Below are 21,914 nucleotides of genomic sequence, written 5' to 3'. Positions count from 1 at the left end.
GCTCTTATCATACCCAAGCCTCCGCAACGCCGCTACAACCGTATTTTCGCTCATCGGGAATCTCCCAGGCGTAGAGCGGTTTGACGGGAAAACATACTTTCCATGCCCCGTCAGCGGCTATAGTTGGCGCAAGATCTCCATAATCTGACTTGACATGGGGACAATATGAGGCCTGCGTTTTTTCATCTTTTCCTCTGGAATACGAATCTCCCGCGTCTCGAAATTCACCTCCTTCCATTCTTCCATTCGAGATGTCGAACCTCACCGGGGCGCAAAAGAGAATAGGCGGAAAACCACAGAGCATACTTCACGATAAAAGAGCCCTGGAACGACTGCATAGCCCGCAATAACCCGCGAATATCATCAGGCCGCGTGAGACTCGCGCGATGCCTCTCTAAATCCATAGGCGTTAGGGCTCCTTTAAGGTCGGCGGAAAGATCACGCTCACACTCGCATATGGCGATTCCGTACCTAAAAACCTGTCCGGCAACTTGCTTTGTGTAATGTGCCGTTGCGATGGTCCCCTTGGCCTCAAGCAGGCGCAAGGCGGCTAGAAGTTCCGGAGCAGTTATTTCACGGATAGGCTTCTCTCCCAAATATGGGAATAGATAACGCTCCAAGCGAACTAAAACATCGTGCGCGTGAGTTTCCGTTTTCTTTCCGGCTACATGCTTCGCGTACCACTCACGCGCCACATGCTCAAATGTGGCAGTGACCTTTACCGGCGCTCTTGGATCGATGCCGTGAGCAACGATCTAGCGGACCTCGCCTTGAACGGAGATACGACGGCGACCGGAGCAGACGCTTTATTTCTAAGCATCGGTGACGGATTCATAAAACAGGCTAAGACCAGTACGGAAGCTCATGTGGTAGACATAACAGGAACAACGAACTACAAAGAGGACGTTTTCCCAGCGATGCTCTCATCCATGCCGAACAAGTTCAAAAGGGACAAGGCGAATCTGCGCATCTACTGCTCAACGAACGTTGCTGACTCCTATATTAAGAGCGGCCGGAAACGGCCTCATTAGTCCTAGTCAGCGCGGGTTCTTTCACGGGGTGTGGCATCATAGGAGTCCGAAAGGGTCAGCCTTTCAAGACGGACCTTCAGACGGCCGAAAGGCTACTTGCGACGGGAAAGTTCAAAAAGGAAGGATAGGACATGTACTGTACTCCCGAAGATCTGCGCTTTGAGGAAGTCACGGAGGAGATCGTAGACGACGCGACGCTCATGAAACGAATCAAAACCGCTTGCGCAAAAATTGACCTATGGACTGGCCTTTGGTTTGAGCCGAGAGAAAAGACATTCTTCTTCGATGGACGTGGCACACGTTATTTTCAAGGCGGAGAGCTGGGATTCGAGCAGCGGGAAGGAAGGAGACGAGGAAGGAGACGAGATGGTCTTGTCTCCGTCGGATTCCCGCCTCGTCATTTTGGAGGTCCAGCCCTGTGGCCATTACGGCGGCACGGCGCACCTCTGCAAGGTGATTTTTTCGAGAAAGAGGGTGACGGCATGAGCGACGGTTCGGGGCTCTTCGGCGATTGGGATAAAGCGATTCGACTCCTTGGCAATAATCCAGTTAAAAAGGCAATCGACACTGCACGAAACCAGATCGGCATGGTCGGAGCCAGCATGGTCAAGAAGGGGATGCAGAGCGGCGCACCCGGCGGGAAAACATTTGCTCCGCTGAGTCCATTTACTATTTGGATACGTTCGCAATTCTCCACAAAACCGCTTATCGACAACGGAAATCTACTCGGAGCTATCACGCACCAAGTTGTCGGATCCTCCGGCGTGTTCAGGAGAACGCTGGAGGATAGAAGAGGAGGTCTTCGCTCTAGCCTACAGTGGCCTGCATTGGAGCCGCGACGATATTCTCGACATGCCAACCGCTGTAAGACGCTGGTACGTCGCTCGTCTTAAAGAACAAAAAAAAGCAGAAAACAAAGAAATCGACGAAGCGAAAAAAATCCGGCGGGGGTGAGATTACAGCAGACTCCGCCGGATCAGTCAATTGAGGTCTATAAATACCTTGCCATCTTGCTCAGAAGGAACCGGATGCGTAGTTGAATCATCGGGAATAAAAAGCGATAGCAAAAACAAAACAAACAACAATATGAGAGCGCCCTTAATGAGCGACGCGACTGGATGGATCAAGGAGTGGAGCAGTAGGGTTAGCCCTGCGATGGCAAAGACGACGAAAAACATAGAGATCAGCATCCCGATGTTCCTTTTGCTATAAGGTGATTTTCTGTTTTTTCTTGCCGGGCCGGTGGTCAATCTCCCTAAAAATTCCTAAACGCTCCATAATTCCTTCTTGCAAGATTTTGGAATAGTTTAAATTGGCGGTCTTTGCCTCCATTTCGAGCCAACGTGGAACCGTGACCGTTTTGGTAACGGCTTTGTTGTTCATGCGTTCTCGGAAGGGGGGCATGAAAACTTCAACCAAGACGACGGTTTGATCTGGATCTGGTCGAAGCTCGCGAACAGGAGTCGGCACCGCTGGAACCACTTTGATCGGATTGGCGGGGGAGTTGACCTCGATATAAAGACCTTGATCATCGCGGACAAGGTAACGTTTTTCTTTAGGTTTGAGGTTTTTTAACGCGAGTTCAGTCAATGACACGAATTTTCTCCTCCTATCATTTTGTACCCCAAAAACATTTTGGGGACAAGATTGGGTACAAATCACGTCTAAATTATACTACTTGCTATTGATCTCTAACAGCGGTTGAAAATGATAAAACCCCGCTCATCAGCGGGGTTTTACACTCTATTGTTGGCTATTACTTATTGTTTTGGCGGAGAAGGTGAGATTTGAACTCACGGAGCAGTTACCCACTCAGTTGATTTCGAATCAACCGCCTTCGACCACTCGGCCACTTCTCCACACAATTTCAACCATTAATTTCAACCATATATTATATTGGAAGTCATCTTCTTGTCAACTTAAGTTTTGGTAGTGAGTCCAACGTGTTAATGCGCTTTTCTGAAAGCGCTGATATCAACGACCGAAATCTATTCATCAACCCATTCGGCCCACTATCCAAGTTTCTCCCCCCTGTCACTCGTCTGTGATAATGTCCTCCCATAAAGAAATAGATTCGGCGATTCAAGAAAACCCTAATACAACCTTGACCGAATTGATTGAACAGTTATCGCTTCCAATAAAGAAATCACAGCTTTCAAAGTTGCTTATCAGACAGAGTTAATAAATAGACGCCGGATGTGCGTTTTGAGCGTACATCTATTATTTCGTCTATTCGTCTTGATGGTAGACAGGTGCCGTTTATGCCAAAAGAAACATTCAATGGAGATTTTTTCAAAGTTTATATAAATGAGATATTATCATGATTATGAGGATATAGTCAAAAGTATGAAGATAGCGCTCGACAGCTTTACGAAATTAGATATAGCTAACTGGTTTTCATGTGTTGGGTATATTAGTGATTTATAGTTGTGTAATTTTGTAAAATGTATATTTATAAATATTATTCTAATGAAAATCATGATTTTATATATCTCAAAGAATTTTTATTCATCAAAAAAATATGATCTTTTTTTCTCATAAATAAAATTTTTAGGATTGCTAATGTTAAGTGGAATAGCTATAAGGCCTGTTTTTATGGTCGTACTTCCAGTGAGTTTTACAAATGAGTTTTACAAATGAGTTTTACAGCGGTTTCAACGATATTATGTTCGAAATTATGTTCGAAAAACAGTATCGTGGCTATTTTAGCGTTTTTGGAGCATTCGTTGATTTTGCAAACTTTGGCTATTCCGCCGTGTCCAAATGACAATGCTTCACTTGCCAAAAATAATCGCTTTTACTTCTCGTTCAGTATCGATAACATCCATTTTATTCTTTCTTCCATGTGCTATACACCACATGTTATATACCATCCTTTTATTATATAGCATATTTTAACAAATAGGTTAACTTATTATTTTACAGCTCCTTAGTATTAAGAAGTAAACGCTTATTGGCTGAATGGAATGATCAATTTATGTTGAACTTACTTGCTTGCGCTTCATTGATCGTTCATTCCGATTCCCGACGCGTTTGATTTACGCCGCGCAAACACCCTCCGCGTCGGCCTTTTACAACAAAAGGCGGCACATTAAAGTGCCGCCCTTGGGGCAAAAAACCTTGCAGGACTTATTTCTTTTTTCTACCGCTTTTCACTGCGAGAACTTTCTCTTTCAGGTCTTTGCCGGGGCGGAACACGGGGACTTTCTTTGCCGGGATCTTGACAATCTTCGTGGGGTCTTGGGGGTTGCGGCCCTCACGGGCGGCGCGATCTTTGACTTCAAAGACGCCAAAACCAACAAACGTGCACTTTTCTCCCTTTGCCAGGGCTCCTTCGATAGAACTGAAGACCTCTTCGACGACAGGAGCAACTTCTTTCTTCTTCATGTTGAGTTTTTCAGCGATTCCGTCAATAAGTTCGGCCTTCGTCACAACTTACACCTCCATGTAAAGATTTTTCCTGCATTCTAACAGCCTTGACAAATTATGCAAGTCTTTTTTCAGTCATCAGAAAAGATTTTATCGATAATAACGCAAAATGATACTCAGGACCTATGAAATTCAGTGCCTTGAGGCTCACGTCAATCTGTATTTGGGCTCTTCTTCTCCTATTTTCTTCGTGGAGCTAGGGATTTGCCTCGCGGAAGCGCGGGAGAGCTTTCGTGGGAAAACTGTGGACAGCAAATGATATAATAAACGTCAATAGATCATGAAAATGATGGTTATCTCATTTGAATAAGCATTTTTGATAAACATCGAGGAAGCGATGACGAAAGCTGCGGCCTTCAAACCTCCCCACAGAGAGCCGGTGGTGGGTGCGAACCGGAGGGAGAAAAGGCCTTTCCACTTTTTGAGCTGTTGGCGAAAGCCGAGGGGTCGCGCCCTTTATAGCGCGTTCGAGAGGTCAGCCCTTTTTGGGGTTGGCAATTTGGGTGGCAACGCGGAGTACTTCCGTCCCATACAAGAGTGTATGAGGACGGAAGTTTTTTATGTATACTGCTTAGGATAATTTTATGAGGAGGAATCAGCTATGCTGGACATCAAGATCTTGCGAACGACTCCAGAACGGGTCAAGGAAAACCTTCGCAAAAAATTTCAGGAGCACAAATTATCGTTGGTGGATGAGATCGTCGATCTGGACCGGCAGAGCCGGGAGGCCCGAACCAAGGCCGATACCTTGAGAAACCGACGCAACTCCCTGAGCAAGGAAATCGGCTTCGCTATGGCCCAGGGACGAAAAGAGGATGCGGAACGAGACAAGGGACTAGTGGCGAATATGGCCCAGGACCTGGAGGACCTGGAGGGCCTGGAGGAGAAGCTGGCTGCCCAGGTCCGCGAGAAGATGATGTTTATTCCCAATATCATCGATCCTTCGGTGCCCATCGGCAGGGACGACAGTGAAAATGTGGAGGTCGAGCGGTTCGGTGAGCCACGGGTTCCCGACTTCGAGGTGCCCTATCATGTGGACATCATGGAAAAGCTGCGGGGGATCGACCTGGACACCGCCAGGAAGACCAGCGGAAGCGGCTTTTACTACCTTTGTGGTGACGTGGCTCGACTGCACTCCGCCGTGCTTTCCTACGCTCGGGACTTCATGATCGACCGGGGCTTCACTTATTGCGTTCCTCCCTTCATGATCAGAGGCAACGTGGTCAGTGGAGTCATGAGCTTCACGGAGATGGAAAACATGATGTACAAAATCGAGGGAGAGGACCTGTATTTGATTGGAACCAGCGAGCACTCCATGATCGGCAAATTCATCGACGCGATACTGGAGGAGGACAGCCTGCCTCAGGCTTGGACCAGCTATTCTCCCTGCTTCCGCAAGGAGGTGGGAGCCCACGGCATCGAGGAGCGCGGGGTGTATCGCATCCACCAGTTCGAGAAACAAGAGATGATCGTTGTCTGTAAACCAGAGGAAAGTCCCGACTGGTTCGTGAAACTTTATCGGAACACGGTGGATTTTTTCCGCTCCTTGGACATTCCCGTACGGACGCTTGAATGTTGTTCGGGAGATCTGGCGGATCTGAAAGTGAAGAGCGTCGACGTGGAAGCCTGGTCGCCTCGACAACGCAAGTACTTTGAGGTTGGAAGCTGTTCTAACTTGGGGGATGCTCAGGCGCGCCGATTGGGCATCCGCGTCAAAAACAAAGAAAAAGGAAACTACTTCGCCCACACTCTCAACAACACGGTTACGGCGCCACCACGTATGCTCATCGCGTTGTTGGAGAATAACATAAGGTCGGACGGTTCCATCACCATCCCTATGCCACTACGGCCCTATATGGGGGGCAAGGAACGTATCGGATGAGGATGAGGAGGATGAGTGTGAGCGTAGACTAGATAGAACTAGCTAGATAGAACTAGATAGAGGTCAATATGTTGTCGTAGGAAAAAGAGCGAGCTAGCATGCTCGCTCTTTGAAAATAAAATCTTAAAACTCTCTTCTTTCTTTAATGCGAGCGGCTTTACCGCTGAGTTTGCGCAGATAATAGAGCTTCGCCCGGCGCACTTTGCCCTGACGTCGAATCTCGATTTTATCGATGGAGGGGCAGTGCAGCGGGAAAATACGCTCCACACCCACGCCGCTGGATATCTTGCGGACGGTAAAGGTCTCGTTCAATCCCCCGTGCTGACGGGCGATCACAATGCCCTCGAAAACCTGAACGCGCTCCCTTACACCTTCCTTGACCTTCACATGCACCCTCAACGTATCCCCGGGGCGGAAGTCGGGAAGGTCGGACCGGGTATATTTCTTTTCGATAAGATCCAATATATTCACGTTTAACGCTCCTTAAAATAAATTTAAATTATTTAGAACCCAAAAAACGGTCGAGCGTCGCCGCCATTTTTCCCAAAAGAGAAAGCCTACCTCCCTGTAAAGGGATCATCCAAACGTCACAAAAATCCTCCTTCAATCCCGTTTTTTCGGAAAAGTAAAAAAGAACGGAATGGCCCTTTTCCAGGACAATACGCTTTATGTCCAACCAGTGCCTCGCGCCGTTTTCGTCATTGTCGGAAACACGCACGATCAGAGGTAAACGTTTTTCTTTTTCTTTGACCCATTCAACTGCCCGAACCATCGAGGGCATCAGTTTGGCTTTCTCAATTCCCCCCGGCGCGGGACATTTATCCCGCCAAACGCGTCGCAGGAACTCTCTTTTTTCCGGGTTCTTCACAATCAAAATCAGGCGCGAAACCCCGTAACCTTCGCAAGAACGCGCCCATTCTTTTACTTTCATCGCTTCTTCCATATACGCTTCTTCCATACAACCGATCGACGTCTCTACGGCGTTCTGAAACTCCACCACCACATAGAATCCCGCTCCCGTGTAGCCAAGAATTCCATTTCTCGCTAACAAATCAGGGCGCCGAGAAAGAGTGCGAATCACCGCTTGTCTCCGTCGCCAGCTCTCGATTTCCACCGCGTTACCGGAGAGCAATACCGCTGGAACCTCTTGACCTTTCCAAGACGCGGGACGAGTATAATGAGGGTGGTCCAGCATTCCCCGATAAAAAGAGTCTTCCGTTACAGCTTCGCTCTTCCCAACAACTCCCGGAATAAGGCGAGAAACCATGTCGACGATAGCCATCGCGGGAATTTCTCCACCGGTCAAAACACAATCGCCTATCGTGACCTCTAGGTCCACTTCTCGTTCGACAAAACGCTCATCGATGCCCTCGTAATGTCCACAGACGACAACTACGTGAGGCTGATGAAACAAGGACTCCACTACTTCTTGAGTCAAAAAAACACCTTGAGGAGAGGGATAAACCACAAAAGGTTTCTCGCCTTCTGATTTTTCATCCTCTCCTCGCGCGGTCTCTAGAGCGTCCTGAAGCGGTTGAGACATCAACACCATTCCTCCAGAACCGAAGGAGTAGTCGTCCACTTGACGATAGCCTCCTTTTCCAAAAGAACGGAGATCGACGAGCCTCACTTCAAAAAGACCGTTTTTCAGCGCCCGTCCCACGATGCTCGTCGAAAGGAAATCTCGAAAAAAATCGGGGAACGCCGTAATGATCGTGAAGCGCATTTGTTACCTTACCAAAGCCCCTCAATCAGCTCTACAACGATCTTGCCCGCGTCCAGATTAATAACTTTCACAAAATTTTCCACCGCCGGAATATAGTGGAAATTTCCTTTTTCGTCCTCGATTTCGTAGATTTCGTTGCCGCCCGATGAAAGGAGATTCGCGACCACGCCCAAAACCTCTCCTTTTCCGTTTTCGACCGAGAGGCCGATAAGATCGTCCAACCAAAAACGCCCTTCAGGCAATGGGACCCGGTCTTCTCGATCAATCAAAATAGACATTCCTACACACTTTTGGGCTTCCTCTCGGTCCGAGACGTCACTTTCCACGATGAATTCGTTTTTAGCGGCGTCTTTCCTCACCCGCGTCACACGTAATTTACGCGCGAACACTCCCTCCGAGTAGAGGTCCAACGTGCCCATTTTGTGGAATCGCTCTGGGAAATCCGTCAAAGGAACGATCCGCATCTCCCCCTTCACCCCGTGGGCAGAGGAAACATAACCGATCACTATCTTATCAGCCACTTTTCGGAGGTTTCCCAGATTTTCGTCTTCTCCTTCGCCGGGGGTCATTCTTCCTCGACGATATCAACATCCACCCTTTCTCCCGCTTTCACCGCGGCGGCTTTGGCCAGGAGACGGATCGCGTTGATGGTGGCTCCTCGTTTGCCGATAATGCGTCCCACATCATCATGGGCCACACGGATCATGATCTTGATTCCGTTCTCGCCGTCGCTACTCTCCACATTGACGAGTTCCGGCTGGGTGACAAGGTGTTTCGCGACAAACTCGACAAGCTCATTATAATTGGCCATGGTGGCACCTCCTGTATTTTGGTACGAGTTCATCTTATTATACTACTTTAAACCTAAAACCTATTTGGCTTTTTTTATAACGGTTCAGAACGTGAGAAGATTGTAAATGACCGCCAAATTTAGAGCCAATTATTTTTCAGTGCTTTCGAACTTTTCCCAGACACCTTGTTTTTTCAAAAGGCTCTTTGCCGTGTCCGAAGGTTGAGCTCCCACGCTCAACCAGTAGAGGGCTCGTTCTTCATTGATCGCCACGGCCGCTGGGTCGGTCATGGGGTTATAGGTTCCTATCAGCTCGATAAAGCGTCCATCTCTGGGCGAACGAGAATCGGCCACAACCAACCTATAAAACGGAGCTTTTTTTCTTCCAAAACGGGATAAACGAATGCGCACTGCCATACAAAAAACACCTCCTAAAATTTTACGATACGATCAAGAAATCCGATTTGCTACCTGAATCGTCTTCCGCCAAACAAAGATTTGAAATCAAACCCCTTACCGTCAGAGGAAGAAAAGGTTTTGAAAAGTTTCTTCATCTGCTCGTACTGCGCCAGCAATTGGTTGACCATTTGAACCGACGTTCCAGACCCCAGGGCAATGCGCCGGCGCCGGGACCCCTTGATGATTTTGGGGTTGCGCCTTTCCAACGGGGTCATCGACTGAATGATCGCCTTGTTTTTGTTTAGAGCGGAATTATCGACTTCCGAGGTATTCAGCCCTTTCACTCGGTTCAAGCCGGGAATCATCTCCAAAACTTTCCCTATAGGTCCTATCTTTTCCATCTGTTCAAACTGGTGCAGAAGCGTCTCCAGAGTGAATTCCTTGCTTTTGATGGTTTCGGCCATTTTTTCGACGTCGTTCGCACCAATCGCCTGAACCTTTTCCAGAAGTCCCTGAATGTCCCCCATGCCCATGATGCGGCTCGCCATGCGACGAGCGTCGAAAATCTCCAGAGCATCGGTGGTCTCGCCCATACCCGCAAATTTTACGGGGATGCCCGTCGCGGCTCGTATGGCGAGGGCGCTTCCTCCTCTGGCGTCCCCGTCCATTTTGGTTAAGACGAGGCCGGTTAGCGGCAACGTCTCATGAAAAGCCCTGGCTACGTTCACGGCCTCTTGTCCAGTCATGGCGTCCAACACGAGAAGGGTTTCATGAGGAGGCAGGATGCGGGAAAGGCCAACCAACTCCTCCATCAACTCTTGATCTACGTGAAGCCGTCCGGCCGTGTCCAACAAGATGACGTCGTGCATATGAGACTCCGCGTACAGAGCGACTCCCTTCACAACCTGGAGGACATCGGATTCTCCCGCCTGGGGCCCGTAAAAAGCCACCTTTGCCTGCTCCGCCAACACCCGCAACTGCTCCACAGCGGCGGGGCGGCGCAGGTCGCAGGCCGCCACTAGGGGATTGTGTCCGTTTTGAAGACGTCGCGCTAACTTGACGGTCGTCGTGGTTTTGCCGCTTCCTTGAAGTCCCGCCATCAGGACGACAGTGGGAGGTTTGGGGGCAATCATCAATGGCATGGCCTCACCCATCAGGGCGATGAGTTCTTCGTAGACCACCGTCGTGACCCGTTGTCCCGCCGTGATGGATTCCAGAACCTCCAGTTCTAAGGCCCGGACACGGATTTTCCCCACGAGGTCCTTGACAACCTTGAAATCGACGTCCGCCTCCAGAAGGGATTTCCGAATTTCTCGCAACGCCAGATCCACATCCGCTTCGGAAAGTTTCCCCTTGCTTTTCAGCTTAGAAAACACGGACTCTAGTTTTTCCTTTAGGGCCTCGAACACGACGAATCCCCCTTTTTTATCTTTACTTCCCTTTTGTCTTGATTTTATCTTTTTTATCTTTATTTTATCTTTATTTCCCTGGCTTCGAGTTCCTCGATTCTGCTTTCAAGACGCTCCACCTGGGTCGCGAAACCCAAGGTTTCCTCCAGGATCAGAAGCCTTTCTTCTATCCTATTCACCAGAATATGGACGGCCTGACGCGTGACCCCCAAGGCCTCGGCGATTTCCGCCAGCGACAGATCCAAAAAACAACGCATCTCATAAATGTCTCTCTGTCGTTGGGTCAAAAGGGGGGCGTAAAAATCATAAAGGGAGTTCACACGAACCCGAAAGTCCAAGCTCAGCCTGTCGTCGCCGTTCTCTTTTATTTTCCCTTTCCTTTTCTCTCTTTTTCGGCCGGTAAGGGTAAACTCGCCCTCATCGACGTTTTTGCCAACGCAGAGCATTATATTTTCAGCCTTCTTTTCTGTCAAGTATTTTTGTTTAACACCTTCAAACCGGGTACTCGCCTCCGGTGATGTCTTTGAGGTGTTCAATTCGCCAGCAGACCTCCGGCTCGTGGGGAGATGCTGTGATACCGATCAGGTCGATGCGCCAAGGACCCGTCCATTCGATGTCGTTGACGTAGACGCACCCGACGTTCACCAGGGTTCGCAGCTTCTTGGGTCCGATGGAATCCTCCGGAGATTGGATTTCCCCGAAGGTGCGGTAACGCACCTCCACCACTACCAGCTCGTTTTCCTCCCGATCCACGGCAACCACGTCCAATTCTCCCAGCTTGCAGGAAAAATTGCGGGACAACACCCGCCAGCCCAGCTTTTCGACATGGGTCAACGCCAGGTCCTCGGCGCGTTTGCCCAGCTCCAAATGCCTCGCGGCGGCAGTCACGCCTGTTCTCCCTTTTCCAGCCGATATATCCAGGAAAGGATCCGGGCCACGGCCTCGTAGAGTTCCACGGGAATCTCCTGCCCCAGCTCCAGGGACAATAGAGCGGACACCAGCGCCGCGTCCTCGACGATGGGCACGTCGGCAGCTTGGGCGATTTCCACGATGCGCCGCGCCAAAAAACCCTCCCCCTTGGCCGTGACTACGGGAGCGGTGTCCTGTTTATCGTACTTCAAGGCCGCAGCTTTTTTGTGTTCTAGAGGGACTCGTTGTTTCATACGGTGATATCCAGTCCTCGCCCGGACAAAAGCTGTCGGCGCAGCCCACCGCTGATGATCTGGGATATACCGATGAATTGCAGAGCCAAAGGCACTCCTTCCAATTCTTTACGAATAGAGTGACGTTTGTGCTTCAGAAGTTCGCAAGTAGCCTGCCGCTCTGCGTAGAGATTCAAGTTATACGAGCGCCCGTCGCTCTCGACATCGCCGCCGATAAGGCCCAGCCGCGTCCCTTCCACACCGAAACCCATCTGCCAATATCTCCGTTTTTTTTGTTCGTGAACGCGTCCGACGAAAACCCGGGCCGAGAGATGCTCCAAACCCTCCTGAACGGGCCAGAGAGGCGCGTTCAGGAGAGAAGGATCCACATCTTCCCTAGGAGCGCGCAGTAGGAGGGAGTGGCCTTTCAAAAACGCCGCTATTTCCTTATTTTCCCCGTGTCCTTCGTCTTCTTTCAGTCCACGTAAAATCGCCACGGGGTCCTCTCCTTTGCGGGACCGCTCCTTCAATTCCTTGCGGATACGGCCCCAAAGGGCGTTGGTCTCATCCCCATTCAACCCCATGTACCACGAAAGCACCTGAACGTTGCCCGACGTCATCGGCAGGTCTCGCGCCCAAAGCTCCAGCAAGGGCGCCACTTGCTCAGGGTCTCCACCCATGCGTCGCCAGGACTCCCGCACCGAGAGCAGGACCTCGTCGGAAAGGGGCATTCCTCGGGCGAGGAGCGCGGTTGCCAGCTCCCGGTCGGCCAGGGGTAGTTTGGCCAAAAACGAGAGTTCGCTTTGAGAAAGCCGCAACACGGGAATTTTCTCTCCGCCGGAGGAATCCCACACGGCTCGAAAATGTTCCCCGACAATCAAATCCACTGTAGCACGCGCCAGAAGGGTCTGAGCCGGTTGGCCGCCCTGAGCGTTGATGCGGACGTTGTAGGTTCCGTCGGCGTTCTGCGCTAGAACTTGCCCTTCAACCAAAGTTCCCGATCGTATTCCAGCTAGGGGCAGTTGTATCGGGCGTCCCTGGGAAGTTTGTGCCACTTGGGAGTTTATTTGGTTTTGGTTGATCTGATTTTGGTTGACTTGCACGTTGAGGTTCGGTATTTGCGCCATCGTTTACGACCTTTCCGCTTTTAAAATTTCCAGTTTTGAAAAGCAATGTAACGAGACTAAGCGTTTTTTATGTTTTTCCGCCAGAGGAACGTCTACCACATAAAGGTCGGCAGAATACGCAAAGAGGGCCGGATCTTTCCATTTTTCTCGACCTCATATTTTTTCTGCCTCATAGCCACGACGCTCCTCCATAACTGTTCACCCCTTCTTCCATCCTTCTTCCATCCTTAATTTCATTCTTTTTCTATTCTTTAACTTCTATTCTTTTTCCATACGATTATAACCGTTTTCCTTAAGCGAATATGGTCTTTACTTTGACAGCTAACAAGAGCCGGAGGTCACCCCCCGGCTCAGTAGGTTATAAAGGCTACTCTCCCGGAGAAAAGGATGAGCGGCCTTCGTCGCGTTTTTGGGTACATTGGGACAAATGGGTTCCCCGTTGGGGTCCCTTCTTCTAAAAAGCCGTCTCCAGCGTTTCTCGGACGGCGTTTTTCCCGGCCAACATTTTAACGAAAAGAGATTCGATCTTTTCTCCCATACCTGCTTGATATAAGTTTACGGCAAATAGGGTAGCGTTGGATAGGAAGGGGCGTAATTGTCCACTATAGCTTTCCGGATCACCTACTCGAATGCCCTTCAGACCTTCCCGTAGAACCGGCAACATGGGATCACCGCTGATCTCCATGAGATGTAAATTGTCGTCTATGCCCAATAGATACCGGAACCAGGCCGCGATCACCACAGAAATACCCTTCAGGTTTCCCGTGTCCAAGTTGGCCGCCATATAGGCTTTAATTGTCTCACCGTAACGGATGGGAACCTTCTGACTCGTGTCGGTGGCGATGCGCTGAGGGGTATCGGGTATGAAGGGGTTGGTAAAACGATCCTCCAACACCTCGCGCAGGAACTTCTGAGGGCTGAAGATGCCGGGATCCACCACGACCTTCATTCCCTCATCGTAGCCGATCCTCTCCACCAAGGCCTTCAAAAGAGGATCCTTCATCTCGGAAGCGATGGACGAATAGCCCAACAGGCATCCGCAAATCGCCAGAGCTGTGTGCAGGGGATTGAGGCAGACAGTGACCTTCATGCGTTCCACGGCGTTCACGGTTTTTCTGTCCGCGAAATAGACCCCTGCGTCCTCCAGAGGCGGCCGGCCTCCGGGGAACTTGTCCTCTACCACCAGGTACTGGGGAATCTCAGCATTGACGAAGGGAGCGGCGAAGGTGCCTTTGTCCGTGACCAGAAGGTTCATACCCCCGATGCCCTTTTTCTTCAGATAGTCCTGTACCGCCTCGGAAGGACGTGGCGTAATCTTGTCGATCATGCTCCAGGGGAAAGCGACCCGGCTTTCGTCCTCTAGGTACGCGATAAAATTCTTGTCCACAAAACCTTTGACTTCCCAGGCTCGGGCCACGCTCAACACCGAGTTCCGCAGTTTTTCTCCGTTGTGGCTACAGTTGTCCAGGCTGAGAAGCGCCACAGGAGCTCCTCCCGCTCTGAATCGCTCCAACATCAAAGCCGCTGTCAGAGACATCATGTGCTTGGCGCTCTCTGGGCCTCTATCCATCTCCTGACGCGCGGATTCCAGCAAATCTCCCTTGATATCTGTTAGAGCGTAGCCCTTTTCGGTAATGCAGAGACTGATGATCTGAAGATTCGGAAATCTCGCGATCTCGCGAAGACGTTCCAAGCCGACGTCGGACCGAATCGTCTCCGCGATGGAGGCCACCAATTCCACCTGAATGTCGCCGTCCGCCCTCAGGTCCGCGGCCAGTGCTAGGTTGTCGTGAGGCCAGTACACCTTTTCGAGGATCTCGTAATCGAACCCCTCCGCCGCTACGATACCTACACCGACTTTTCCTTCGTTCAACAGCCGCTGTTGCAAACGGGCGATGTACGCTCGAAAAATGTTGCCCGCTCCAAAGTGGAGCCAACACGGGCTCCGGCTTGTCCGAGACGCGACGCTCACGTAGTCGTAGCTCGGCATTTTCACCCCCGCCGCCTCCCATTCCTTCTTTTTGGCCGCGTTAGTCTTGTTGAGATACAGCATGACTCTCTCCTCCTCGAATACTTAACTTAATTGAACATTTGAACTTCAGGTCGATGACAAAACGAAAACTTGACTCCACCGAATATTGAGACCACTTTACCCATTCAGCTCAAATTACGCAACCTATAGAATGTGCGTTACTCTAATAGAATGTTCGTTACTCTAGAAGAAGGAAAATTTTCTTGATTATTTGTGTTAAAATAAATCGGTTTTTGATCGAGGAACCATTTGGGATAATCTTATGAGAGGTTCGGATCATACTCGCGTTGAGGTTCAGTTGAGGTTCAGAGGTTCAATCAATGGGCGACGATGACGTTTTTGCATGGATGTTGCATAAACGCGAAAAAGGAAAAAATGAAAAAATCGGGAAAACAATCGGCGTTTACTCCGTCTGTAGCGCTAATTCTTTTGTATTGGAAGCTACTCTAGACCATGCCGCGGAAGAGGGCGCCCCGGTTCTGATTGAGACAACTTCCAATCAAGTGAACCAGCAGGGCGGCTATACTGGAATGACCCCGGAGGACTTCATTCGCTTTATTCGAGGCATCGCCGTAAATTGTGGTTTTCCTATAGAGAGAATTATTCTGGGGGGCGACCACTTGGGGCCTTTACTGTGGCAGGACAAACCCGAAGCGGAAGCTATGAGGTTGGGAGAGGAACTGGTATCCGCTTATGTAGCGGCCGGTTTTACAAAAATACATTTGGACGCGAGTATGCGTTTGGCGGATGATCCTCCCGATCTGGAAGATGAAGTTATTGCTGTACGTACTGCTCGTTTATGTGTCGCGTCGGAAGAGAGTTTTCGCCGTTACCGTCTGCCGAAGGACGCTGATTCCACCCCGCCGGTTTATGTCGTCGGTAGCGAGGTACCCGCTTCTGGCGGCGACCAAGAAAATATAAGAAAAGATCAACGGGAAGGGAGCGCCCTTTGTCCCATTTGTTCTACGTCTCCTTTGGCTTTTCTTACCTCATACGCGGCCTTTCAGCGAGCCTTCGAGGCAGCAGGGTTGGCGGACGCGATGAAAAGAGTTGTCGCTTTCATCGTGCAGCCTGGAATGGCGTTTACCGGCGATAAAATCTTTGATTACGATAGAAACGCCGCGGCGGCTCTTTGCGCCGCGTTAAGTGAGGTCGGCCAGCCATTGGTTTTCGAGGGACATTCCACCGATTACCAGACACCTGAGGCTTTGGCGATGCTGGTGGAGGACGGAGTCGCTATTTTAAAGGTGGGTCCAGCTCTCACGTTCGCCCTTAGAGAAGGACTTTTCGCCCTCGAGGCGATAGAGCGGGAGTTAATCGCCGACGGTACCCCGGGGCTTTCAGATCTTTCCTTGAGTCGTTTTTCCGAGACTCTGGAGGCGGCTATGTTACGTGATGACAGGTACTGGAGGAACCACTATCGGCGCGAGGATGGGCCGGAAAGGTTACGTTTCCAAATGCGCTACAGCTTCTTCGACCGCGCGCGATATTACCTCCCCCTGCCGGAAGTCGAGTTCAGTTTGCAAACGCTTCTCCGCAACCTGGAACGAACAGGTTTGCCTCTGCCTCTGCTCAGTCAATATCTGCCGCGTACTTTTGAAAGAGCGCGCCGGGGGCTTTTGGGGTCTGGCTCTGCAGCCCTCACGCCAAGGAATGTGCTGAAAGACTGTGTGCGTCATTGCCTGCGAGGTTACTCGACGGCGGCGAAGCCATATTCATAAAAAAAATAAAAAAAATTGGAGGAGATTGAAAAAGTGGGTTCCGAAGAACGTTATCATATTACTTATCCGATTTCGTGGGAAAGAATTCATCAAGATTGCAAAGTGCTGGCGACGCGGCTCCACGCTACCGGCAAATGGGAACGTATTGTGGGCATCGCGAGAGGAGGGTTGATCCCCGCGGCGATTATCGCGCGAGAACTCAATATCAAGCTCGTGGACACGGTCTGTGTTTCCAGCTACACGCTAAGAACCCAGGGAGAGGCCAGCGTTCTCAAAGAAATCCAATCCGAAAATGGAGGCCGGAACTGGCTCATCATCGACGACCTGGTGGACACAGGCAAAACCGCGCGCATCGTGCGCGGCCTTCTGCCCGAGGCCTACTTCGCCACGGTCTACTCCAAACCGGAGGGTCGCCCTTTCGTCGACACCCACGTTATGGAGGTCACCCAAGACACATGGATCCTTTTTCCCTGGGACGCGGAATACACTTACAGTAGACCTTTGGTGGAGGAATGATGCCGTGCTGGGGAAAAGAGGGGCCAGAAGGCGTTGGTGTTCAGCCAGTTCATGGATTACATGGATTACATGGACTACATGGACTACCCGACGTTGTTGTGGCGATACCTGAACGACAAGGAGGCAATTGATTTTTGAAACGTCGATACGCGTGTTTCCTTTTCTTTCTCTCTTTCTTTCTCTCTGTGTTGATTTTTTCAATAGCTTTCGCGTCGGAGTCAGACGCTCTTGATGTTTCTCCATGTGCGTCCTTCGATCTATTCGCCTTCGAGGGGCCAAAAATGCGGGACCTGTATTACGTGATTACACGGGACATGGACGCGCAGCTTCTAGCTATGGAAACGGGAAAACTGGACGTGCTCTCGGACCTCTATCGCCCCGCGGACATCAAACGCCTGGGAGAATCGGGGATGGCCGACTTGTCCTTGGCCTCCAGCTTTCATGGTTTTTTCATCACCCTCAATGTCCGCAAGTTTCCCTGGGATCAAGTGACGCTCCGTCAGGCGGCCGCCCAAGTAGTAGATCGTAAAGAATGGACCCGGGACTTGTTCTCTGGATACTGCGAACCCCTGACGAGCTTTCTACCCCCCATCTCTCCTTATTACAAGCCTATCGAACTCGCCGAACTCACAAAAAAACTGCCACGCGGTGTGGAGTCGGCTCGCCAACACTTGGCCAACGCCGGATGGACTTGGAATCGATTCGGGTGGTTGGTGGCACCTGACGGTCGCTCCGTGCCTCCCACGAAAATTCTTTGCCCACCCTCGTCTGTGGCGGCGACCACGGCGGAGATCGCCCAACTGGCCGCCGAGGTGCTAGTCTCCATAGGAATGCCCGTGGAAGCGGAGCCCATCGACTTCCAAACCATGTTGGCTCGGGTGGATGCGCGCGATTTTGACGCCTGCACCAACGCTTGGTCTATGAGTCGCGATCCCGACATCCTCTATTCCTTTTACCATTCGTCTATGGACGTGGAAGGAGGTTACAACATGAGCGGCATCGCGGACCCCGAACTGGATCAAGCGCTGTGGGACCTGCGTTATGCCCCCGACGAACCTGCCGCTCGATCCCTCGCTTCCCGTGCTCAGGAGCTTTTGTCGGACCTGCTTCCGGTCATTCCCATCTACAGCCGCTACTCCATCTCGGCCACGCGTAACGACTGGAAGGGAGTGTTCACTACCGACCGCTCCAACTCGGACAATTTGTTGACCCTTATCTCCATGACCCCCAAGGAAGGCAGAGAGCGTCCCATCTACTGGAATATCCCGGAGGAAATACGGACCTTGAACCCGCTGGTGTCCTCCACCGCCTACGATTGGACAGTACTGGGCACGGTTTATGATACGTTGCTCTCCACGAACCCCTACACCTTTGAGGACCTACCCTGGCTGGCCGAAAGCTGGGATATCACTCAAGAACAAGGCAGGACAGTTTTGAACTTCACCCTGCGCCCCGGCCTAAAATGGCAAGATGGCCGTCTCCTGACCGCGGAGGACGTGACCTTTTCTCTCCAGTACATTAAGGAGCATAATGTTCCACGTTTTTATGATAACGTGAAGGACGTCGAGTCGATGGAGTTCGATGTTGAAAGGCGGACGGTGCGGGTGGTTATGGCGAACACGAGTTACTGGCACCTGCACAACATCGGAGGAATGCTGATTCTTCCCAAACATATTCTAGAGACGGTCTCGGACTGGCGAGCCTGGCAACCCACAAACCGCCCTCACGAGGACCTGAACGGCACGATCCTGACCGAGCTGGTCGGCACGGGACCCTTCATCTTTCGGGAGTCCCGAACGGGAGAATATGTGCACATGACTCGCAACGAGCATTATATGTTGTTTAAACCTAAATCTGATCCTGAACCCGCCCCGAAGGGAGAGGCTATCCCATGAGCGCCTTGGCCAAACGCGTTTGTGGCTCTTTGGTGGTTCTGGCTGTGGTGTTGGCGCTCAATTTTTTTCTTTTCCGCGTTATGCCCGGAGACCCCTTGACGAGCATCGTGGATCCTCGTTTCTCGCCTGAGGCTAAACAGCAACTGGCTGCTCAATGGGGCCTGAATAAGCCCTTGGCCGAACAGTTCGTAGTCTACATCCAGGAGATGCTCTTTTTCCGGTTCGGCTTGTCCATGATGACGGGTCAGCCCGTGTGGGAGGAATTGAAGAACCGAGTTCCCAATACCGTGGCGCTACTGCTTCCGGCGCTGTTGTTGTCAGCGCTGTTGGGGCTGTGGCTAGGTATGCAGGCCGCTTTAAAACGGGGGTCCAAGGTGGAGCGAGTGGTGCTTCTGAGCGGCGCGGTTTCCTTCTCGTTTCCCTCGTTTTTCGTGCAGCTCTTGTTGCTTTTGTGTTTCGCCTATGCTTGGCCGATCTTTCCCCTGCGGGGAACGACCTCTATTCCGCCTCCGGAAGGGCCGGCCGCGGTGCTCGACTATCTGTGGCACCTGGCTTTACCCCTTTTTTCACTGGTGATTATGAGCTTCGGAGGATGGGCGCTTTACATCCGTAACATGATGGTGAAGGCGCTGGGCGAGGACTACATCTTGATAGCCCGAGCCCGGGGTCTGCCTTATAGTAGGGTGGTGTGGAACCACGCCTTCCGTTCCATCCTACCGCCAGTACTGACGATCTTTCTGCTCTCACTGCCCAGCGTAGTCAGCGGCGCCGTGATTACGGAAACCGTTTTCTCCCTCAACGGGGCGGGGCGCTTTTTGCTGGAGGCCACAAACTCCCACGACTATCCCTCAGCCGGTGCGGCCTTTTACCTTCTGGCGCTTTTGACTGTGTGTTGCAATCTTTTGGCCGACCTAATTTACGTCTTGATCGATCCGCGAGTGAGGCGGGTGAGCGCGAAATGAGGCGCCATGTAAAGCGTCAACGGAGTACATGGAGTACATGGAGTACGGTATGTCTCGTTTTACTGGCGTTTTTGGCTATCGTGGGCCCTGAACTTTTCGGCTTGAGGGAAGGTGTTCAGGCGCCTCCCTATTCCAAGCCGAAATGGCTGGACTGCTCCATCGCCCCCACGATCACGCTCACTCTGCAAGTCTCCGGCGGCGCAGCTGAGGCGCCCTTGGCCTGGAACCACGCCGCGCCTTTGCGGGTGGCTCTGACTGGGCGCCTGGACGAGGGAACCGTCCGGTGGAAGACGCCCACAAACGAGTTTCTGCTGACCGATGTTCCGGGAGAACTGGACTTGGACGCTCGCGATATCTCTTTCAAAAAAGCCCTGGGGTTGAAGCCCTTCGATGATATGTCCTCGGTGCTGTTCCCCTCAGATGGAGAATATACACTCTCGCTGGTGGGCAGTGGAGATGTGGCCTTGAAAATCGAGGGCGGGCGATGGGGGTGGCTGGGCACAGACCAGCGGGGGCGGGATGTTGCCGCGCTTTTCTTGCGAGGGATACGAGTGTCCTTGATCGTGGGGATTACGGCGACCTTGATCGCGACGCTTCTGGGTCTTTCTCTGGGGTTGCTCTCGGGCTATGCGGGAGGCTTGACCGACACACTGATCATGCGTTCGGTGGACGTGCTTTTGTCCATTCCGACCCTGCCGATTTTGATGATCTTCGCGGGGATGTGGGGCAAGGGGCTTTGGAACCTAGTGGTGATTCTCTCCGTTTTCTCGTGGATGGGAACGGCTCGGACGGTGCGGGCCATGACGCTGTCCTTGCGGGACGCCCCGTGGGTGGAGGGATTGCGCGCCTTGGGGGCGAAACGTGATTACATTCTTTTTCGCCACCTGGTCCCCGAAGCGCTCCCCTTATTGCTGGCCAACATGGCCTTAGGGGTTCCAGGGGCAATCCTGGCCGAGGCGGGACTAGCCTTTCTGGGACTCTCAGACCCTCGACTGCCCTCTTGGGGCCGGATGCTCCATGAAGCTCAAACTTTCGGGGCTTTCACCAACGGGGCTTGGTGGACGATCTTGCCGCCGGGGTTGGGGATTTCCTTGATATGCCTCGTCTTTATGGATATCGGCCGCAAACTCGAAGAACACGCCGACCCCCGTCTCACTCAGGAAAACCAGAAAAGCGAAGAATAAAGTTTAGAAAATTGACATACTCTCACGACTAAAGTTGTGGGATTCTAAGATCAACAAAGACAGCCGACTGAAACCGGTCTGACATCTTCTCTTTTAAGAGTGGATGCCCCCACTCTGAGAATATTTATAGCCGCCTTGATATCCCGATTGATATCCCGGTCGTGTTCCGCCCCGCATCTCGCATCGTTTTATCGTAAAGCTGAGAAAAATAAAGGTTAGAAAAATAAAGGTTAAAGGCGCCAGCCGACGCAATAAGCAAACGTTGGATTGACTGAGCATAGAACAGGAAAACAGTAGAACAAGGCCAAGGGACGTCTCTTGGCCTTGTTTTTGGCATGCCTAACGTAGGAGCGAGCTATAAGGTGAAACCCCCGAACATGCCTAACAATCTAAAGCATGCCTAACAATCTAAAGCATGCCTAACAATCCAAAGCATGCCTAACAATCCAAAGCATGCCTAACAATCTAAAGCATGCCTAACAATCCAAAGCATGCCTAACAAGAGGAAATCTCAGCCGAACAACATACCGGTACCGCCATACTCGAAAAGCTCAAAAAGAGAGAGATATCTAGATACAGGCCTTTCAACAGTGAGAAATCATCGATTTAAACTTGGTAGAAACCGGAAAGTGGGTTTAAAATACGATTGATACTCCTGCGAAGTGGGGA

The 21,914-nt window shown here is 51.2% G+C and carries 26 protein-coding genes and 1 tRNA gene; 10 read left to right on the top strand and 17 right to left on the bottom strand.

Going from position 1 to position 21,914, the window contains the following annotated elements:
* Positions 1–117: 117 nt before the first annotated feature.
* A complete protein-coding gene (locus tag LBJ36_03670) occupies positions 118–186 on the bottom strand; it encodes a hypothetical protein (GenBank protein ID MDR1378129.1) in 69 nt (22 codons plus the stop codon).
* A gap of 38 nt (positions 187–224) precedes the next feature.
* Positions 225–695 (bottom strand): hypothetical protein, encoded by a 471-nt coding sequence (locus tag LBJ36_03665; GenBank protein ID MDR1378128.1) that lies wholly within the window; start codon positions 693–695, stop codon positions 225–227.
* Here LBJ36_03665 and LBJ36_03660 point away from each other — a divergent pair.
* The 3 genes from LBJ36_03660 to LBJ36_03650 all read left to right on the top strand — a co-directional run bounded on the left by LBJ36_03660 (position 669) and on the right by LBJ36_03650 (position 1,985).
* The gene (locus LBJ36_03660; protein ID MDR1378127.1) at positions 669–1,031 is read left to right on the top strand and encodes a hypothetical protein; all 363 of its coding nucleotides are present in this window, start codon (positions 669–671) and stop codon (positions 1,029–1,031) included. The genes LBJ36_03665 and LBJ36_03660 overlap by 27 nt on opposite strands.
* A 291-nt stretch (positions 1,032–1,322) precedes the next feature.
* Positions 1,323–1,517: a hypothetical protein gene (locus LBJ36_03655; GenBank protein ID MDR1378126.1), complete on the top strand. Its 195-nt coding sequence runs from the start codon at positions 1,323–1,325 to the stop codon at positions 1,515–1,517.
* A 261-nt stretch (positions 1,518–1,778) separates the two neighbouring features.
* On the top strand, positions 1,779–1,985 hold the full coding sequence (locus LBJ36_03650; GenBank protein ID MDR1378125.1) for a hypothetical protein: 207 nt from the start codon (positions 1,779–1,781) through the stop codon (positions 1,983–1,985).
* 26 nt (positions 1,986–2,011) lie between these two features.
* Here the strand turns inward: LBJ36_03650 and LBJ36_03645 are convergent, their stop codons facing one another.
* The 4 genes from LBJ36_03645 to LBJ36_03630 all read right to left on the bottom strand — a co-directional run bounded on the left by LBJ36_03645 (position 2,012) and on the right by LBJ36_03630 (position 4,463).
* Positions 2,012–2,209, bottom strand: a complete 198-nt coding sequence (locus LBJ36_03645) for a hypothetical protein (GenBank protein ID MDR1378124.1) — start codon at positions 2,207–2,209, stop codon at positions 2,012–2,014.
* Between the two features lie 28 nt (positions 2,210–2,237).
* A complete protein-coding gene (locus LBJ36_03640) occupies positions 2,238–2,627 on the bottom strand; it encodes a hypothetical protein (protein ID MDR1378123.1) in 390 nt (129 codons plus the stop codon).
* Positions 2,628–2,800: 173 nt separating this feature from the next.
* Positions 2,801–2,890, bottom strand: a tRNA-Ser gene (locus LBJ36_03635).
* Between the two features lie 1,270 nt (positions 2,891–4,160).
* Positions 4,161–4,463 (bottom strand): HU family DNA-binding protein, encoded by a 303-nt coding sequence (locus LBJ36_03630; GenBank protein MDR1378122.1) that lies wholly within the window; start codon positions 4,461–4,463, stop codon positions 4,161–4,163.
* 106 nt (positions 4,464–4,569) lie between these two features.
* Here LBJ36_03630 and LBJ36_03625 point away from each other — a divergent pair, with 106 nt between their 5' ends.
* Together LBJ36_03625 and serS are read left to right on the top strand one after the other, a co-directional pair.
* Complete coding sequence (locus tag LBJ36_03625; protein ID MDR1378121.1) at positions 4,570–4,719, top strand: hypothetical protein; 150 nt, start codon at positions 4,570–4,572, stop codon at positions 4,717–4,719.
* A gap of 342 nt (positions 4,720–5,061) precedes the next feature.
* On the top strand, positions 5,062–6,342 hold the full coding sequence (gene serS, locus LBJ36_03620; GenBank protein ID MDR1378120.1) for a serine--tRNA ligase: 1,281 nt from the start codon (positions 5,062–5,064) through the stop codon (positions 6,340–6,342).
* A 123-nt stretch (positions 6,343–6,465) separates the two neighbouring features.
* Here serS and rplS read toward each other — a convergent pair whose 3' ends face one another.
* The 11 genes from rplS to LBJ36_03565 form a co-directional block, all read right to left on the bottom strand.
* The gene (gene rplS / locus LBJ36_03615) at positions 6,466–6,813 is read right to left on the bottom strand and encodes a 50S ribosomal protein L19 (protein MDR1378119.1); all 348 of its coding nucleotides are present in this window, start codon (positions 6,811–6,813) and stop codon (positions 6,466–6,468) included.
* Between the two features lie 28 nt (positions 6,814–6,841).
* Positions 6,842–8,068 carry a tRNA (guanosine(37)-N1)-methyltransferase TrmD gene (trmD, locus tag LBJ36_03610; protein ID MDR1378118.1) on the bottom strand — a complete coding sequence of 409 codons (1,227 nt, stop codon included), beginning with the start codon at positions 8,066–8,068 and terminating at the stop codon, positions 6,842–6,844.
* Between the two features lie 8 nt (positions 8,069–8,076).
* The gene (rimM, locus tag LBJ36_03605) at positions 8,077–8,589 is read right to left on the bottom strand and encodes a ribosome maturation factor RimM (protein ID MDR1378117.1); all 513 of its coding nucleotides are present in this window, start codon (positions 8,587–8,589) and stop codon (positions 8,077–8,079) included.
* A 44-nt stretch (positions 8,590–8,633) separates the two neighbouring features.
* Entirely contained in the window at positions 8,634–8,879 is a 246-nt protein-coding gene (locus tag LBJ36_03600) for a KH domain-containing protein (GenBank protein ID MDR1378116.1), read from the bottom strand.
* A 129-nt stretch (positions 8,880–9,008) separates the two neighbouring features.
* Positions 9,009–9,275, bottom strand: a complete 267-nt coding sequence (rpsP, locus tag LBJ36_03595) for a 30S ribosomal protein S16 (protein MDR1378115.1) — start codon at positions 9,273–9,275, stop codon at positions 9,009–9,011.
* A 50-nt stretch (positions 9,276–9,325) separates the two neighbouring features.
* Positions 9,326–10,666: a signal recognition particle protein gene (ffh, locus tag LBJ36_03590; GenBank protein MDR1378114.1), complete on the bottom strand. Its 1,341-nt coding sequence runs from the start codon at positions 10,664–10,666 to the stop codon at positions 9,326–9,328.
* A 59-nt stretch (positions 10,667–10,725) separates the two neighbouring features.
* Positions 10,726–11,112 (bottom strand): hypothetical protein, encoded by a 387-nt coding sequence (locus LBJ36_03585; protein MDR1378113.1) that lies wholly within the window; start codon positions 11,110–11,112, stop codon positions 10,726–10,728.
* 46 nt (positions 11,113–11,158) lie between these two features.
* Positions 11,159–11,554 (bottom strand): YraN family protein, encoded by a 396-nt coding sequence (locus LBJ36_03580; protein MDR1378112.1) that lies wholly within the window; start codon positions 11,552–11,554, stop codon positions 11,159–11,161.
* Entirely contained in the window at positions 11,551–11,829 is a 279-nt protein-coding gene (locus LBJ36_03575; protein MDR1378111.1) for an EscU/YscU/HrcU family type III secretion system export apparatus switch protein, read from the bottom strand. Before LBJ36_03575 ends, LBJ36_03580 begins: the two co-directional genes overlap by 4 nt.
* Positions 11,826–12,935, bottom strand: coding sequence for a hypothetical protein (locus LBJ36_03570; protein MDR1378110.1), 1,110 nt, complete (start codon positions 12,933–12,935; stop codon positions 11,826–11,828). Before LBJ36_03570 ends, LBJ36_03575 begins: the two co-directional genes overlap by 4 nt.
* Before the next feature lie 454 nt (positions 12,936–13,389).
* The gene (locus tag LBJ36_03565; protein ID MDR1378109.1) at positions 13,390–14,988 is read right to left on the bottom strand and encodes a mannitol dehydrogenase family protein; all 1,599 of its coding nucleotides are present in this window, start codon (positions 14,986–14,988) and stop codon (positions 13,390–13,392) included.
* A gap of 299 nt (positions 14,989–15,287) precedes the next feature.
* Between LBJ36_03565 and LBJ36_03560 the strand changes: the two genes are divergently transcribed.
* The 5 genes from LBJ36_03560 (at position 15,288) to LBJ36_03540 (ending at position 21,245) form a co-directional block, all read left to right on the top strand.
* Positions 15,288–16,688 (top strand): class II D-tagatose-bisphosphate aldolase, non-catalytic subunit, encoded by a 1,401-nt coding sequence (locus LBJ36_03560; protein MDR1378108.1) that lies wholly within the window; start codon positions 15,288–15,290, stop codon positions 16,686–16,688.
* Between the two features lie 33 nt (positions 16,689–16,721).
* Entirely contained in the window at positions 16,722–17,204 is a 483-nt protein-coding gene (gene gpt / locus LBJ36_03555) for a xanthine phosphoribosyltransferase (protein ID MDR1378107.1), read from the top strand.
* 134 nt (positions 17,205–17,338) lie between these two features.
* Positions 17,339–19,099: an ABC transporter substrate-binding protein gene (locus tag LBJ36_03550; protein ID MDR1378106.1), complete on the top strand. Its 1,761-nt coding sequence runs from the start codon at positions 17,339–17,341 to the stop codon at positions 19,097–19,099.
* A complete protein-coding gene (locus LBJ36_03545) occupies positions 19,096–20,061 on the top strand; it encodes an ABC transporter permease (protein ID MDR1378105.1) in 966 nt (321 codons plus the stop codon). The genes LBJ36_03550 and LBJ36_03545 overlap by 4 nt, the downstream gene beginning before the upstream one ends.
* Entirely contained in the window at positions 20,058–21,245 is a 1,188-nt protein-coding gene (locus LBJ36_03540; GenBank protein MDR1378104.1) for an ABC transporter permease, read from the top strand. The genes LBJ36_03545 and LBJ36_03540 overlap by 4 nt, the downstream gene beginning before the upstream one ends.
* Positions 21,246–21,914 lie beyond the last annotated feature (669 nt).

It is taken from the genome of Synergistaceae bacterium (assembly GCA_031267575.1).
Lineage (GTDB): Bacteria > Synergistota > Synergistia > Synergistales > Aminobacteriaceae > JAIRYN01.
The sequence above is the reverse complement of the archived record's forward strand: the minus strand, read 5'-3'. Positions and strand labels throughout refer to the sequence as shown.